This window comes from uncultured Lactobacillus sp. (assembly GCF_945290125.1).
In the GTDB taxonomy this organism is placed as follows: domain Bacteria; phylum Bacillota; class Bacilli; order Lactobacillales; family Lactobacillaceae; genus Lactobacillus; species Lactobacillus rizhaonensis.
The window spans coordinates 71197-85009 of record NZ_CALYQV010000002.1 but is presented as its reverse complement, the minus strand read 5'-3'; the positions used below and the strand labels follow the sequence as shown (position 1 = coordinate 85009).

The following is a 13813-nucleotide window of genomic DNA, read 5'->3' as shown; positions in this document are numbered from 1 at the left end:
AAAAGCTTGCTTACGGCCGCAGTTTAAGCGGCTTATCTGGTAGCGTCTTTGCGCTTTCTGGGCATCGTAGCGGTAACGTTTGCCGTGATACAAAGAAATCTGGCCGCGTTCAAGCTCGTACTTGACCGTGGTGGGCGAACAGTTGAGGGCACGGGCAATTTGACGCAAGAACTGGCCTTGGCTGCGTAAAACTTGAATAATTACGCGGTCTTGCAAAGCAAGATGTTGGCCCTTTTGGTGAGTAGATATGGTAGAATTAAGGGAGTTCATTGGAAACTTCTTTCTAGAATTGATTGGGTTAATTACATTCTATCAGAGAAGTCCAATGGACTTTTTTTATTTTTTAATCAGGGCAAGTGTTCAACTTCATTTTACAATTTACCTGTAAAAATTTTCTAAACTCTTTTTATCATAATATCCAAAGATAACTTCTTTAATCATAATTTCTCTGTTTCTTTAGCATAGTAGCATATATGCTATCAGGTTTAAATTGATTTATACTATCCTGATTTTTATATATTTTTAATAAATGAAATTAGTGTTAATTGAATAATTGTGGATTAGGAAAAATAAAAATTAGACAATTATATCTGTCGAGTTAATAGCTCATTTTATAAACACAAGATACTTTTTAAAAAGCCTTACAATAGTTATATAATTAGTTTAAATATAGTTATAAATAGGATTATAAAATGAATTTTACACAATTACATTGTTTTGTTAAAGCGGTTGATAACTCGAGTTTTACTATTGCAGCAGAAGCTTTGAATTTTACTCAACCAGCTGTTTCAAAAAATATTAAGGATCTAGAAAACGAGCTTGAAGTGACATTAATAGTTCGTGAGCATCATCGAATCTCACTAACAGATGCGGGCAGATATTTTTATAAAGTAGCCCGTAATGTGGTTGATGACATGGATTATGCCAAGGATTACCTTAGAAGCAATAAAAATAAAATTGGAAACTCTTTAAGAATAGGGGTTTGCAATATTCCGTTAGAAGAAGACCTAATGCCGGTTGTTTTGCATGAATTGCATAAAATTGATAAAAGTCTTGATATACGCTTTATCGATGTATTAAATTATTCAATTTCTGAAATTTTAAATCATCATGTAGACATTTGTCTTGTTTCGCGTGATAGTGTAGAGGCAATTAAGAATATTAGTTTTGAGCCCTTAATTGAGGGACATTTTGTAGTGATGTGTCCTTCAAATTCTATACTAAGTAAAAAAGAAAAAGTTACTTTAAAAGATTTACAGCAACAAAATATATTTTTATTTAATCCGACAAATTCGTTAAGCTTTCAAACGCAAAATGAATTAATTGCAAATATGAATGTGAAGCATATAAGGTTTGTCAGTGATTTCTTTAAAATGGGAATATATGTTAAAGCAAATTGGGGGTATGGTATCTTACCCAATTTTATTGCAGATTATAATGCAAATGAAGTTAAATATTTACCACTTGACTGCCACAAAATACCGCCATATGGCATTGCTTATATGAAGTCTGCTGTTAGAAATATTGATATTGACAAAGTAATTCAAGTTTTTAAAAATGCGGTAAAATGGACTATTTAATTCCATAAATAGTTTGAAGATTAAAAGTAGCTCGTTAATCTATTGGCAAAAGGTTGACGAGCTTTTTTGCTGCTAAAAACCGAAATATTTCAAGCATTCCAGTTTGTTATTTTACATTTTAATGTGCTTGCCTAATTACCAAATTAACATGCTACTTTAAGAGTGTGCACAAAATATATTTAAAGAAAGAGTTGGTAAAAATGGAAAGCAATTATGACGTAATCGTAGCGGGAGCAAGCAATTCTGGTGGAATGGCTGCTTGTACTGCAGCTGAAAAAGGTGCGAAAGTTTTGTTAATTGATAAAATGGGTGATTCAAAATATTTATATCGCTCATCAATTGCTGCAGTAGACAGTAATGCACAAAAAAAGGCTGGCATAAAAATAGACAAAGCAAAGTTGATTAATTTTTTAACTTTATTTGCTCAGTCTAATGTTGATCAACGTCTTTTATGGAAATGGGTTAATAATAGTGCTGAGACTGTAAATTGGCTTGAAGATAATGTTTTAAAACCTAATGGCGGTCACATTATGGCTCAACCGGATGCGAGATATGAAACTCTTATCAATACTGCTTTTCCAGTCGAAAATGTGATTGCAAATGAGGATGATACTGATTGGGCTCACTATGGTTCTTGGGTAATTAATGAAGCTCAAGAATTAGGGGTGACTTTACAATATAATACCAAGTTGGAAGATTTGATTACTAATGATGAAGGTAAAGTTATAGGCATTGTTGCCAGTGATCGTCACAACGGCCAAAAAACGGAATATTATGCTAATAAAGGCGTTATTATCTGTACTGGCGGATATGGTGGAAACAAGAGTCTGATGGCGAAATGGAATCCATTTGGACTAAAGAAGAATGTTTATTCTGATGGCCCACGTGATGACGGGTCAGGTATCATCGCTGGTCTTAAAATTGGAGCAGCCCGTGATGAAGAACCAGCAGAAACCATTTTCGATCGAGGCGGTGTCAAAGTAGGTACAAATGCAGAAGATCACTATGTAGTGGATTATCGTGGGTTTGGCTACTTTTGGCTCGGATCATACCCGTTTTTAAAAGTTAACTTACAGGGTGAAAGATTCGGAAATGAAAGTGAACCATATCAATTTGACATCAATAGTGCAGCAAAACAACCCGGTTATTTAGAAGCTGTTATTTGGAATGAAGAAATAATGGATCATTTAGAACAGTTTCATACATTAGGCTGTTCAAGACTAAATTGGCCAGGAATATATGATACAGAGGGTGCTAAAGCTGAAGTTCAGCGCCGACTTGATGATGGGACAGCACAAAAAGCAGATAGTATTAAAAAATTGGCCGCTAAACTGCAATTACCGGAAAATAACTTAGTCAGAAGTGTTGAGCGCTACAATCAGCTATGCCAAAACAAAGAAGATAGCGATTTTGGTAAGGAACCTTATCGAATGTTTCCAATTGAAAAGGGTCCATACTATGGCATAATTTTGGGCGGTCGCTTATTAGCTACTCTTGATGGATTACGGATTAACACTAACATGCAAGTTATTGATAAAAAGGGTAATGCAATTCCTCATTTATATGCGGCAGGTAATGCCAGTGGTGGCTTTTTCTGGGGTAGTTATCCTGATCGTGTCCCGGGTCTAGCATGTAGCCGGGCTCAAACTTTTGGACGACTAGCTGGTAAAAACGCCGCTGAAAATTAATTTGCTTTTAGAAGGAGAAAGTAAATATGGAAGAAAAACAAATGCCTCGTCTTTCTAGTTATCGTTGGGTTATTCTAGCAATAGTATGCTTAATGGACGTGGCTAGTAACTATATTCAATTTCAGGTTTCTGTACTGGCAACACAAATTATGCCTGCTTTACACATTTCAACTGCTCAATTTTCAAGTTTGCTAATGGCTCCCATGTTGGTGGCTGTAGTTTTAAGTTTACCAGCAGGATCTTTGGCAGATAGATTTGGTGCTAAAAAGGTTGTAACTGTAGGATGCATTATTTCAATTATTGGTGCCTATGGTCGTTTAATAGCAACTAATTTTGCTATGATGATGGTTATGCTATTGCTGTTTGGCGTCTACATGTCAATTTTAAGTACCAATACAATTAAAATTTTTGGTATTTGGTTTAAACAAGATACTAATTTAGCAATGGGCATGTTTTTTGCTTCAGCCAGCATTGGAATTATTCTTTCGCAATTAACGGGACCGTTATTTTCTAGTGTTAGAGCAGCTTATATGTTCTCCTCAACATTGTTACTCGTTTTGTCAATTTGCTGGGTGCTGTTTATTAAAGATGCTCCTAAAGGAGAAAAAATTCCTCCTTCAGAACCAGTAACAAAATATATTAATATTGCTGTTAAAAGTAAAAAGACCTGGTTAGTTGCGATTGCCGGGGGTATTGGTCAAGCTGCTTCCATGTCATTTACAGGGATTTTGCCACAGGCTTTAATTAATGGCAAAGCAATGACACCAACTGGTGCTAATGCAATTGCATCTGTTGCAGAGATTGGTAGTCTGATTGGGGCTATGCTTGGGCCAGCAATTATTGGCAAGATGAAAAAAGCTAAACCAATAATGGTAGTCTTTGTCACCGTTTCGGCCTTAGCAATGTTTATGGTTGCATACTTATCTGGTAACGGTCTTTTAATTGTAGACTTAGTACTTGGTGGATTGTTTGGTGCTTCAGCTGGTCCAATTTTGCAATCAATGATTATTTCATTTCCAGAAATAGGGCCAAAATATGCTGGTAGTGCTGGTGGTATTGTTGGTATGACATCTACTTTGCTATCATATATTTTACCAGTTGTCATTTCTTCAATTGCTGGACAAAATTATGGCTTAACATTTATGATTCAAGCTGGTTTGTCCTTCACAACAGCATTTTTTGTTTTGGCACTGCCAGATGCTAATAGTGCAAAAAGAAAATAAACAATAAATAAAATAAACAAAATAAAACGCGAAATATTTTAAAATTTCGCGTTTTTAGTTTGCTTAAGGCTTTAATTTAATCCGGTTCATTAATATTTAAGATAGCATCGAAGACACTTTGCGGCAACTTAATGTCACTTTTAACGGCTTGTCTCTTATTTAAACTTTGTCTGCGTAAAAGTTGTTGTTTCTTCGAGATACTTCTTTTTTCGCCATTAACAGCCGCATTTTTACGTAAAGGTGGCACGTCAACTCTAGCAATTGACTTGTTTTCCACCACTGCCTGCACAGGCATTGGGTATAAACGACGCGGAACCGTATATTTTAATTTTTTAACTAACTTATGAGCAATTAAATCGGCTTTTTGCCGTGGCACAATAATGTCGAGAGCATCAACAGCGGCATAATTAATCTGAATTTGAATTTTAACTACATCCACTAGTTCGTAATCCAAAAATTCAGTATCAAGAGTCGCAAAGCCGTGAGTAATTGATTTTAAGCTGTTGAAAAAGTCATAGGCAATTTCAGACACAGGCAATTTGTACGTTAATGTGACTAAATCTTGTTGATTGTCCAAGTCTACCATTTCCCCAAAATGCTGGTCACATAATTTCATGACTGCACCCAAGTATTCATTTGGGGTAGTGATTACTGCCTTAACATAAGATTCGGTAACATAATCAATTTCAGAAAAATTAGGAAATTTCGCCGGGTTAGTGATGGTGAGGTATTCCTGCTTAGGCTGAGGCTGCTTGAGATAAACGTGGTAGGTGGCATTCGGTGCGGTTGTCAACACTTCTACATGATATTCATCGCGCAGTCGCTCCTGGATTATTTGCAAATGGAAAATACCTAAGAAGCCGCAACGAAAGCTGGCATCGAGAGCTTCAGACTGTTCTGGGGTGTAATGAAAAGCTGAATCATTGAGAGCTAGCTTACTAATAGCCTGCTTTAAAGCCTCATAGCTGGTATTTCCTTTAGGATAAAAACCGGCATAAACCATTGACTGCGCTGGCTTAAAGTGCGGAATGGCATTTTTAGTAGGATTTTCTGCAGCGGTTAAGGTATCGCCAACCTGAACGCTGGCAACATCCTTAATCCCAGTCACAATATAGCCGACTTCTCCCGCATTTAATTCCTTTACCGGCTTCATATCTGGCGTGAAGATTCCCACTGCTTGAGCATTAAATTTACTCACGCCCTGCATTAATTCCAATTTTTGCTGATTTTTTAACTGGCCGTCGATTAGTCTGACATCGGCAATAATTCCCTGATAGGAATCGTATTGCGAGTCAAAAATCAAGGCCTTAAGGGGTGCATCTGGGTTTCCTTGAGGAGCCAGGATTTTTTGATAAATAGCTTCTAAGACCTGGTGAACATTTTCCCCGGTTTTAGCAGAAATTTTTAAAATGTCCATATGCGCAAATTCTGGGCGCAAAGCACGTATTTGAGCTTCTGTTGCTGCTACGTCGGCAGCTGCATTATCAATCTTGTTAATAACTGGAATGATTGTTAAGTTATGCTTTAAAGCTAAACGTAAATTAGCTACCGTTTGTGCTTGTACGCCTTGGGTTGCGTCAACTAATAAAATAGCACCATCGCTGGCAGCCAGACTTTTAGAAACTTCGTAAGAAAAATCAACGTGTCCCGGAGTATCGATTAGATTATATTCATATTCTTGACCATTGTCTGCTTGATAAAAGTTACGTACAGATCGTGACTTAACTGTTACTCCATGCGCTTGTTCAACTTCCATGCTGTCGAGTAGTTGGTCACTTAATTGCCTTTTGCTCACAGTATCAGTTTGTTCCATAATTCTGTCAGCTAAGGTCGATTTACCATGATCAATATGAGCAATTATGGCAAAATTTCTGATATTCGCAAGTTTCATTTTATTTGGTTCCCTCCAGTTTTTGTTGTAATCCTTGCAAGTAAAATAACATTATTTGATTGGCTTCTTGTTCGAGATCAATTTGAAATCCTTTAAAATCAACTGGTAACTGATCATGATGAAATTCGTCCAGATTCATCATGTTCATGAGTCCGCTAATTATGGCGCTTTGAATAATAAAAAGGTGACTGGCCTGTTTAACATCTAATAGAATAATTCTTTCAGAAATTGCCTGACCCAATTGCCGATTTATTTCATATAACTTTTCCCGACCAGCTAAAGTTTGTTCTCTGTCTGCCGCTGCTTCTAAAATTGGCCCCCGTAATGCGTTAAGCCGTAATAAATCGGGCCTTTGATGAATTAACAAGTGATTTTGTTCTAGTAAAAAAGCAGCAAAATCATTCCAAGAAGTGATATTTTCAGCTTTTTGGAAACGCTGGAGCACTTCCTTAAGGTAGTCTTGATAACCGGAAAGCAGCAGATACATAAAGATGTTTTCTTTGGTTTTAAAATAATTAAATAGTGTGCCTTTGGCTACACCGGATTCATGCGCAATTTGCGCCATCGATATTTGGTTAAAATCATTTTTTTGAAATAATTTACTGGCAGCAGCTGCTATTAGCTGCTTTTTGGCTTCTTTTTCTTTGGGAGTCAAGACATACATAATAATATTTTCTACTCCTTTCATTCAATAATGACCAACGGTCATTTTACAAATAATTGTCAATTTTTGCAAGCAAAAAACCAGCTACCTATGCAGCTGGTTTTAACACATATTTTATTTGTTAATGTATTTCTTTAATTGTTCACCATGAAGTCCGGCACTTAGTCCCACTAAGAGTTTAATTCTGGCCTTTTGGCCATTAAGGCCGCGGCAGAAGATAATACCCATTTTGGCTAAACCGACACCGCCGCCCTCGTAGTCATAAACCGGTTCAGCGATACCGTTAAAGCAGCGTGAAACTAATACTAACGGAATATCGTTATCAAGCAATTTTTGCAATGCTGGCAGTGTTTGTGGTGGCATGTTGCCGGCACCTAAAGCCTCAATAACTATTCCATTAGTTGTTGGTTTGTCCAAGGCTTGAAAAATTTCTGGTCCCATTCCTGCATATGCTTTCACCAGATAGACATTTGAAACGACATGATCAATAGGTAAGTGCTGTTGCGGATTAATAGTTTGCACATAATTGACGTGACCTTCTGAAACAACGCCAATTGGACCAAAAGTGGCTGTCCGAAAAGTAGCTACATTTGTGGTATGAGTTTTAGTGACATAGCGTGCCGGGTGAATTTCATCATTCATGACTACTACAACACCTTTACCAATGGAAGCATCAGAGCTTGCCACCATAATTGCAGTCCTGAAATTGTACAGGCCATCGCTGCCAATTTCGTTAGAAGAACGCATGGCCCCGGTTACTACTACAGGCATTTTGCTGGAGATGGTTAGATCTAAAAATAAGGCTGTTTCTTCTAAAGTATCAGTGCCGTGAGTTACAACTGCGCCAAAAAAGCCTTCTGCTTCAGCTTGGCGGATACGCAAAGAAAGTTGCAACATGCGTTCAGGAGTCATATGGGGTGAGGGTAAATTAAAAATTTCTTCTGTAACTAATTGAACGTCATCATCAACGTTTAAAGACAAATCAGCCAATGGATTTTGACTGTTGGGCTTAATTTTGCCATTTTCATCTTCTGACATTGAAATGGTACCACCAGTGTGTAAAATTAAAATTTTTTTGCTCATGATCGTTTTACTCCCGTAATTTCTTTTAATACCCATCAAGAGTAACATAAATTTTCAGCTGCTGATACCTTTAAAGGTCAAAGTTTTTAGACATAAAAAAGCAGCCGGACGAAGCAGTGATATGACCCTCAAATTTAGGACAAGTTTGGAGATTATATGAGCAAAACAGACCAGCCGTTTTAGTTAAAAATTTTAATCAGTGAAAACTTCTTGCGCCAGGCCAAACGCAGACCATGCTTTAGGCCAGCCACAATAAAAGGCCAAGTGAGTAATCAACTCCACCATTTCGTCTTTGGTAATACCGTTCTTTTTTCCTATAATCATATGTGATTTAAGCTGGGGAAAAGCTCCTTGTGCCATTAATGCAGCACAGGTAATCATACTACGGTCGCGCGCAGATAATTTATCTTCTCTTGACCAAACTTCGCCAAATAAAACATCATCATTTAATTCCGCAAACTTAGGAGCAAAATCACCTAATTTATCTCTACCAGCAGTTTGTTTTTTCATTTTTAGTCCTCCAGTTTCTCATATTCTTCCTCTGTAACAGGCTCCAGCCATTTGGGTGTACCCGCAGTAATAGCTATATGTGCAAACCAACTGTTCTTAGTAGCACCATGCCAATGTTTGACACTGTCATGAACTACGACTACATCCCCTGGGTGCAGTTTACGTGCCGGCTTGCCTTCTTCTTTATACCAGCCTTCACCGGCAGTAGCTAATAAAATTTGAAAGCCGCCGATATGCTGGTGCCAGTTGTTGCGACAACCAGGTTCAAAACTAACATTTGAGACGCTAACATTAATATTAGGATCACTGACTAAACTTCGCAGGTAGCTTTGACCCTTAAAATATTTTTGATAAGCATTATTTTTTTCGCCTAAAGCAAAAATACCATTTTGCACATCACTTTTATGGTCGTCCATTTTTTTAACTCCTTTATATTTGATTTAATAAGATTACTTTAATCCTTAACGTGAACTTTAAGTCAAGTTATTTTAACAGTAAACGTAAGCTAATTGATATTTATTAATAATTGATTATTGTTTTTCTGAATAATATATATTGAAAAAATATAATGTGATAAAATTAATTTGACTAATGAAAGCGATTTATATTAAGGAGATTACCATGATTTATCACAAGAATATTGCATGGGATGCAAATTATGATGTTGTTGTTTTAGGATTTGGTGGTGCTGGAGCCACTGCCGCACGGTTTGCGGCTGATCATGATGTCAAAGTGCTGCTGGTTGATGCAGCTCCCGAAGGGCACGAAGGTGGTAATACCCGTTATTCTGCCCAATTAATTGGTACTGGCAATGATTTTGATGAGTTGAAAAAGTATTATCAGAAACTAACGGCGCCAATGGAACTTGACGAAAAGATGATTAACACCTATGTCGACGGGATGGTGCACATTCCTGAATATGTTTCTAAATATTTGGGTGTCAAACCAAATAGTGCTAAGGAATATGCCCCTGATAAAAGCTATGCTTTCAGGGAATTTCCGGAATTTCCAGGTTCAGAGTCCTATGATTTCACCACTGTAACTAAACATTGGTTTGATGCTTCCTTATGGCAGATTTTAAAAGAGCAGGTAGTGAAACGGCAAGACAAAATTGATGTTTTGTACAGCACACCTGCTCAAGAACTAATTCAAGATCCGGAAACCAAAAAGATTTACGGTGTAGTAATTAAGCGTGATGGCAAATTACTCAAAGTTCAGGCTAAAAACGGTGTTGTTATGACCACCGGTGGTTTTGAAAATAACCAAAGAATGATTGAAGACTTTATTGGCGCCAAAAGACTGGCACCTTTAGGTACCCTTTACAACAAAGGTGATGGTCTGAGAATGGCTCAGGAGGTTGGCGCTGATTTTTGGCATTTACATAATTATGAATCTTTAGGTTTACTTCATGGCATGGCTTTTGCGGTACCAGCAGGACAACGTGGCCGTTTAATGTTAGGGCCTCAAAATGAAGCGGTTGCTACCGGCAGTTCGTTTGTTGTCGGTGATGATGGTACCAGATACTTTAATGAAACTGAAGAAAACCGCCACGGTCATATTAAGAATCATGGTCAATGGAAAGTGCCACTAAATCAAGAGCACCCGTATTTGATTTTTGATGAAACCAAAAAGCATGAATTAGATAATGATAAAATTATCGGTGATTACAAGCCATACACAGAAAATGTTATCAAGGCTGACTCTGTTTCCGAATTAGCCGAGAAAATTGGGGTTGAACCTTCTGTATTGTCTGACACCCTTAATCGTTTCAATAAAGCATGTCAAGAGCAGGATGATCCAGAATTTAGAAGAGAGCCGGCAACTTTACGTGCATTTACTGGTAACGCAATTTATGCTGTCAGACTGGAACAAACTATGCTTAATACACAAGGTGGTCCTAGAAGAAATAAGAATGCCGAAATTTTGGATACCAGAGGTAAAGCGATTCCTAATCTTTATTCTGCTGGTGAGTTAGGTGGAATCTGCGCTAACCAATACCAAGGGGGTAATAACCTGGCAGAATGCTTAATTTGGGGCAAGATTGCGGGAGAAAATGCTGCTAAACCAAAAGTTGCTGCAACAACTGATGCAGCAAGTGGCGCTACTGTGCCTGAAAAGCACTTGACTTCGGATCTTAAACACGAAAGCTATGAAACCGGAGAAAATCAATATATTGGTAAATCAACTAAAGGTATGGGTGATGAAATAGTCGTCCGGGTAACTGTTGATGAGCAAAAGAACTTAAAGAATATTGAAGTTTTGAAACAAGCTGAGTCAGATGACTACGGCTTGAAAGCTATCAAGACTTTACCTGCCAAAATGGTTCAAGAAAATACCGTTGATGTTGATGCAGTCAGTGGTGCCTCAAGTTCGTCACGCGGTCTAAAAGATGCTGTTAACGATGCGTTAAGTAAGATAAAGTAACTATTTTTAAAAAGGCCATTTGCGATAAATGGTCTTTTTGTATACACTAAATCAAATTGGACAATACAAATCTATGTTTTTATATTAAAAGCTTTTATTATAATATATACAGAAATTAATTTAAGGTTTTTAATGAGGTGATAAAAATGAATTTTACTCAATTACGTTGTTTTATCAAGGCTATAGATAATTCAAGTTTTACTATCGCAGCTGAGCAGTTAAATTTTTCCCAATCAGCAGTTTCCAAAAATATTAAAGATCTTGAAAATACCATCGGGGTAACTTTAATTAATCGTGCGCATCATCGTATTTCACTGACAAGTGCCGGCAAATATTTTTATCGTGTGGCACGAAATGTAGTAGATGATATGGATTATACTGTTGCCTATTTACAGAGTAAGAAGAATGATCCAGAAACCCTTGTGCGAATAGGAGTTTGTGATACACCATTTGAGCAAAAAATCTTACCAATTTTTTTGCGTAAATTACGGGAATCTGGTAGCAATCTAAATATTCAATTTGTTTTTGTTCTTAATAATTCAATCGGTGAACTTCTCAACCATCATGTAGACTTATGTGCAATTGCTCGAGAAGATGTTGATATCATTGAAGACATCAATTTTGAACCAATGGTTCAGGGTAAAGTAGTTATAGCATGTCCTCAAGGCTCAAAATTGGCTGAAAAGTCTAAGATTAATATTTCTGATTTGGTCGATCAGGATTTGTTTTTACTTGATCCAAATAGCTCATTAAATGTGCAATTAAATTTTCAAACTGCCCTAATCAATAAATTAGGGATGGATCATATTAAATTTGTACAAGACTTTTTGGCAATGGATATTTATGTTCGGGGAGGCTGGGGTTATGGCATCTTACCTAATTTCATTGCAGATTATCAAACAGAGGGGATTAAATATATTCCCATTGATTATCATGATATTTCGCCTTACGGTATTGCATATATGGAAAGCTTTACCAATGATTCTGTACTTGAAAAAGTGGTAGGCACATTGAAATCAGCAATAAACGAATATTTATTTGAAAATAAAAATAAGTAATTCACAACTGAAAGTGATTTTTGCAGAGTTTGCAGTCAACATATAAATGTTGATACTGCAAGCTTTTTTTGCTTAATTTCAAAGGCTTAATGGCTGCATTCCATTTTGTAATCTTCAATTCTGAAACGCGTGAAAAGAATCACTAGATTCATAGTATCATGTAAGCGATTGAGATATTAGTTTTAAAAAGTGAGGGACAAAAATGGAAAATACTTATGATGTAATTATCGCCGGTGCCAGCAATGCCGGTGGTATGGCAGCATGTACCGCGGCAGAAAAAGGAGCTAAAGTTCTGTTAATTGATAAACAGGGTAGTTCACAATTTCTCTACCGTTCTTTCTTCGCCGCTCTAAATAGTAATGCTCAAAAACGAGCAGGTATTAAGGTGGATAAAGCTAAATTAATGAACTTTTTAACCTTATTTTTCCAAGATAATGTTGATGAAAGATTACTTTGGACCTGGGCTAACCATGCTGATGAAACAGCTAACTGGCTTGAAGATAACATTCTAAAGCCGAATGGTGGAGTCTTGAGACCACAAAAAGATGCGTACTATGAAACAGTTGTTAACACAGCCTTTAACACTGAACTTGCAATTGCTACGCCTGACAACGGCTGGGCTCACTATGGTGATTGGGTAATTAATAAAGTTAAGGAGTTAGGAGTAACTCTTAAATACAATACTAAGCTTGAAGAACTCGTTACTGATGATAGTGGTGCGGTTACCGGTGTCATTACCAGCGATCGTGATAGCGGTGAAAAAACAAAATATCAGGCTACCAAGGGTGTCATCATTTGTACAGGTGGCTATGGCGGCAACGTTGAATTAATGAAGAAGTGGGATCCACTTGGCTACAAGAAGAACGTTTATTCTGATGGTCCGCGTGATGATGGTTCCGGTATTCTGGCAGGACTTAAAGTGGGAGCAGCTCGTGATGAAGAGCCAGCTGAGATTATTTTTGACCGCGGTGCTGTTCCTGTTGGTACCAACGCTGAAGAACATTATCAAATTGACTTTAAAGGTCCTGGTTATTTCTGGATGGGTGCATACCCAATGCTAAAAGTTAACCTGAACGGCGAACGTTTTGGCAACGAGAGTGTCCCTTACCAATTTGATATTAATGCAATGTCTAAACAACCGGGATACCTAGAAGCACAAATTTGGTCAGAAGATACTATGGATCACTTGGCACAATTTAAGACTCAAGGTTGCTCACGCTTAGGCTGGCCCGGTATTTATAATACTGAAGAAAATAAGGCTGAGATTCAACGCAGAATTGATGATGGCATGGTTCAAAAAGCAGATACCATTGAAGAATTGGCTGAGAAATTGAACTTACCAAAAGATAACCTGGTTAACAGTGTTAAACGTTATAACGAGATGTGTGCCAAGGGCGTTGATACTGATTTTGGTAAAGAAAAATTCAGATTATTCCCAGTTGATAAAGCACCATACTATGGCGTTATTATGGGTGGTCGCCTTCTAGCAACACTAGATGGCTTGCGTATTAATACCAAGATGGAAGTAATTGATAAGATGGGTAAGCCAATTCCTCATTTGTATGCGGCCGGTAATGCCAGTGGTGGTTTCTTCTGGGGTAGTTACCCAGACCGTGTTCCAGGTCTTACTTGCAGTCATGCTCAAACATTTGGCCGTTTAGCTGGGCAATATGCCGCTGAAAATTAATTTTA

General features: G+C 37.4%; 12 protein-coding genes. 6 read left to right on the top strand and 6 right to left on the bottom strand.

The features are described 5' to 3' along the window. The coding region (locus Q0K80_RS10350; protein ID WP_365934705.1) for a helix-turn-helix domain-containing protein at positions 1-270 on the bottom strand (270 nt) is incomplete at its 3' end. Positions 271-692: 422 nt separating this feature from the next. Here Q0K80_RS10350 and Q0K80_RS00905 point away from each other — a divergent pair. From Q0K80_RS00905 to Q0K80_RS00895, 3 genes are all read left to right on the top strand, one after another. After that, positions 693-1580 (top strand): LysR family transcriptional regulator, encoded by an 888-nt coding sequence (locus Q0K80_RS00905; protein WP_294601868.1) that lies wholly within the window; start codon positions 693-695, stop codon positions 1578-1580. Between the two features lie 200 nt (positions 1581-1780). Beyond that, on the top strand, positions 1781-3268 hold the full coding sequence (locus Q0K80_RS00900; RefSeq protein WP_294601867.1) for an FAD-binding protein: 1488 nt from the start codon (positions 1781-1783) through the stop codon (positions 3266-3268). Positions 3269-3294: 26 nt separating this feature from the next. Beyond that, the gene (locus tag Q0K80_RS00895; RefSeq protein WP_294601865.1) at positions 3295-4491 is read left to right on the top strand and encodes a nitrate/nitrite transporter; all 1197 of its coding nucleotides are present in this window, start codon (positions 3295-3297) and stop codon (positions 4489-4491) included. A gap of 76 nt (positions 4492-4567) precedes the next feature. Here Q0K80_RS00895 and lepA read toward each other — a convergent pair whose 3' ends face one another. The 5 genes from lepA to Q0K80_RS00870 all read right to left on the bottom strand — a co-directional run bounded on the left by lepA (position 4568) and on the right by Q0K80_RS00870 (position 9055). Beyond that, entirely contained in the window at positions 4568-6382 is a 1815-nt protein-coding gene (lepA, locus tag Q0K80_RS00890; RefSeq protein ID WP_294601863.1) for a translation elongation factor 4, read from the bottom strand. A 1-nt stretch (position 6383) separates the two neighbouring features. Beyond that, complete coding sequence (locus tag Q0K80_RS00885) at positions 6384-7070, bottom strand: TetR/AcrR family transcriptional regulator (protein ID WP_294601862.1); 687 nt, start codon at positions 7068-7070, stop codon at positions 6384-6386. 90 nt (positions 7071-7160) lie between these two features. Next, entirely contained in the window at positions 7161-8129 is a 969-nt protein-coding gene (locus tag Q0K80_RS00880; RefSeq protein ID WP_294601861.1) for an asparaginase, read from the bottom strand. Between the two features lie 192 nt (positions 8130-8321). Further along, the gene (locus Q0K80_RS00875) at positions 8322-8639 is read right to left on the bottom strand and encodes a carboxymuconolactone decarboxylase family protein (protein ID WP_294601859.1); all 318 of its coding nucleotides are present in this window, start codon (positions 8637-8639) and stop codon (positions 8322-8324) included. Between the two features lie 2 nt (positions 8640-8641). Then, positions 8642-9055 carry a cupin domain-containing protein gene (locus Q0K80_RS00870; protein WP_294601857.1) on the bottom strand — a complete coding sequence of 138 codons (414 nt, stop codon included), beginning with the start codon at positions 9053-9055 and terminating at the stop codon, positions 8642-8644. Positions 9056-9260: 205 nt separating this feature from the next. Here Q0K80_RS00870 and Q0K80_RS00865 point away from each other — a divergent pair, with 205 nt between their 5' ends. The 3 genes from Q0K80_RS00865 (at position 9261) to Q0K80_RS00855 (ending at position 13808) form a co-directional block, all read left to right on the top strand. Then, complete coding sequence (locus Q0K80_RS00865; RefSeq protein WP_294601854.1) at positions 9261-11063, top strand: FAD-binding protein; 1803 nt, start codon at positions 9261-9263, stop codon at positions 11061-11063. A 146-nt stretch (positions 11064-11209) separates the two neighbouring features. Beyond that, positions 11210-12121: a LysR family transcriptional regulator gene (locus tag Q0K80_RS00860; RefSeq protein WP_294601853.1), complete on the top strand. Its 912-nt coding sequence runs from the start codon at positions 11210-11212 to the stop codon at positions 12119-12121. A 202-nt stretch (positions 12122-12323) separates the two neighbouring features. After that, entirely contained in the window at positions 12324-13808 is a 1485-nt protein-coding gene (locus Q0K80_RS00855) for an FAD-dependent oxidoreductase (protein ID WP_294601851.1), read from the top strand. Positions 13809-13813 lie beyond the last annotated feature (5 nt).

Coding starts and splice junctions, on each gene's coding strand:
- Q0K80_RS00905 (WP_294601868.1), top strand. CDS start 693: ATGAATTTTACACAATTACATTGTTTTGTTAAAGCGGTTGATAACTCG.
- Q0K80_RS00900 (WP_294601867.1), top strand. CDS start 1,781: ATGGAAAGCAATTATGACGTAATCGTAGCGGGAGCAAGCAATTCTGGT.
- Q0K80_RS00895 (WP_294601865.1), top strand. CDS start 3,295: ATGGAAGAAAAACAAATGCCTCGTCTTTCTAGTTATCGTTGGGTTATT.
- lepA (WP_294601863.1), bottom strand. CDS start 6,382: ATGAAACTTGCGAATATCAGAAATTTTGCCATAATTGCTCATATTGAT.
- Q0K80_RS00885 (WP_294601862.1), bottom strand. CDS start 7,070: ATGAAAGGAGTAGAAAATATTATTATGTATGTCTTGACTCCCAAAGAA.
- Q0K80_RS00880 (WP_294601861.1), bottom strand. CDS start 8,129: ATGAGCAAAAAAATTTTAATTTTACACACTGGTGGTACCATTTCAATG.
- Q0K80_RS00875 (WP_294601859.1), bottom strand. CDS start 8,639: ATGAAAAAACAAACTGCTGGTAGAGATAAATTAGGTGATTTTGCTCCT.
- Q0K80_RS00870 (WP_294601857.1), bottom strand. CDS start 9,055: ATGGACGACCATAAAAGTGATGTGCAAAATGGTATTTTTGCTTTAGGC.
- Q0K80_RS00865 (WP_294601854.1), top strand. CDS start 9,261: ATGATTTATCACAAGAATATTGCATGGGATGCAAATTATGATGTTGTT.
- Q0K80_RS00860 (WP_294601853.1), top strand. CDS start 11,210: ATGAATTTTACTCAATTACGTTGTTTTATCAAGGCTATAGATAATTCA.
- Q0K80_RS00855 (WP_294601851.1), top strand. CDS start 12,324: ATGGAAAATACTTATGATGTAATTATCGCCGGTGCCAGCAATGCCGGT.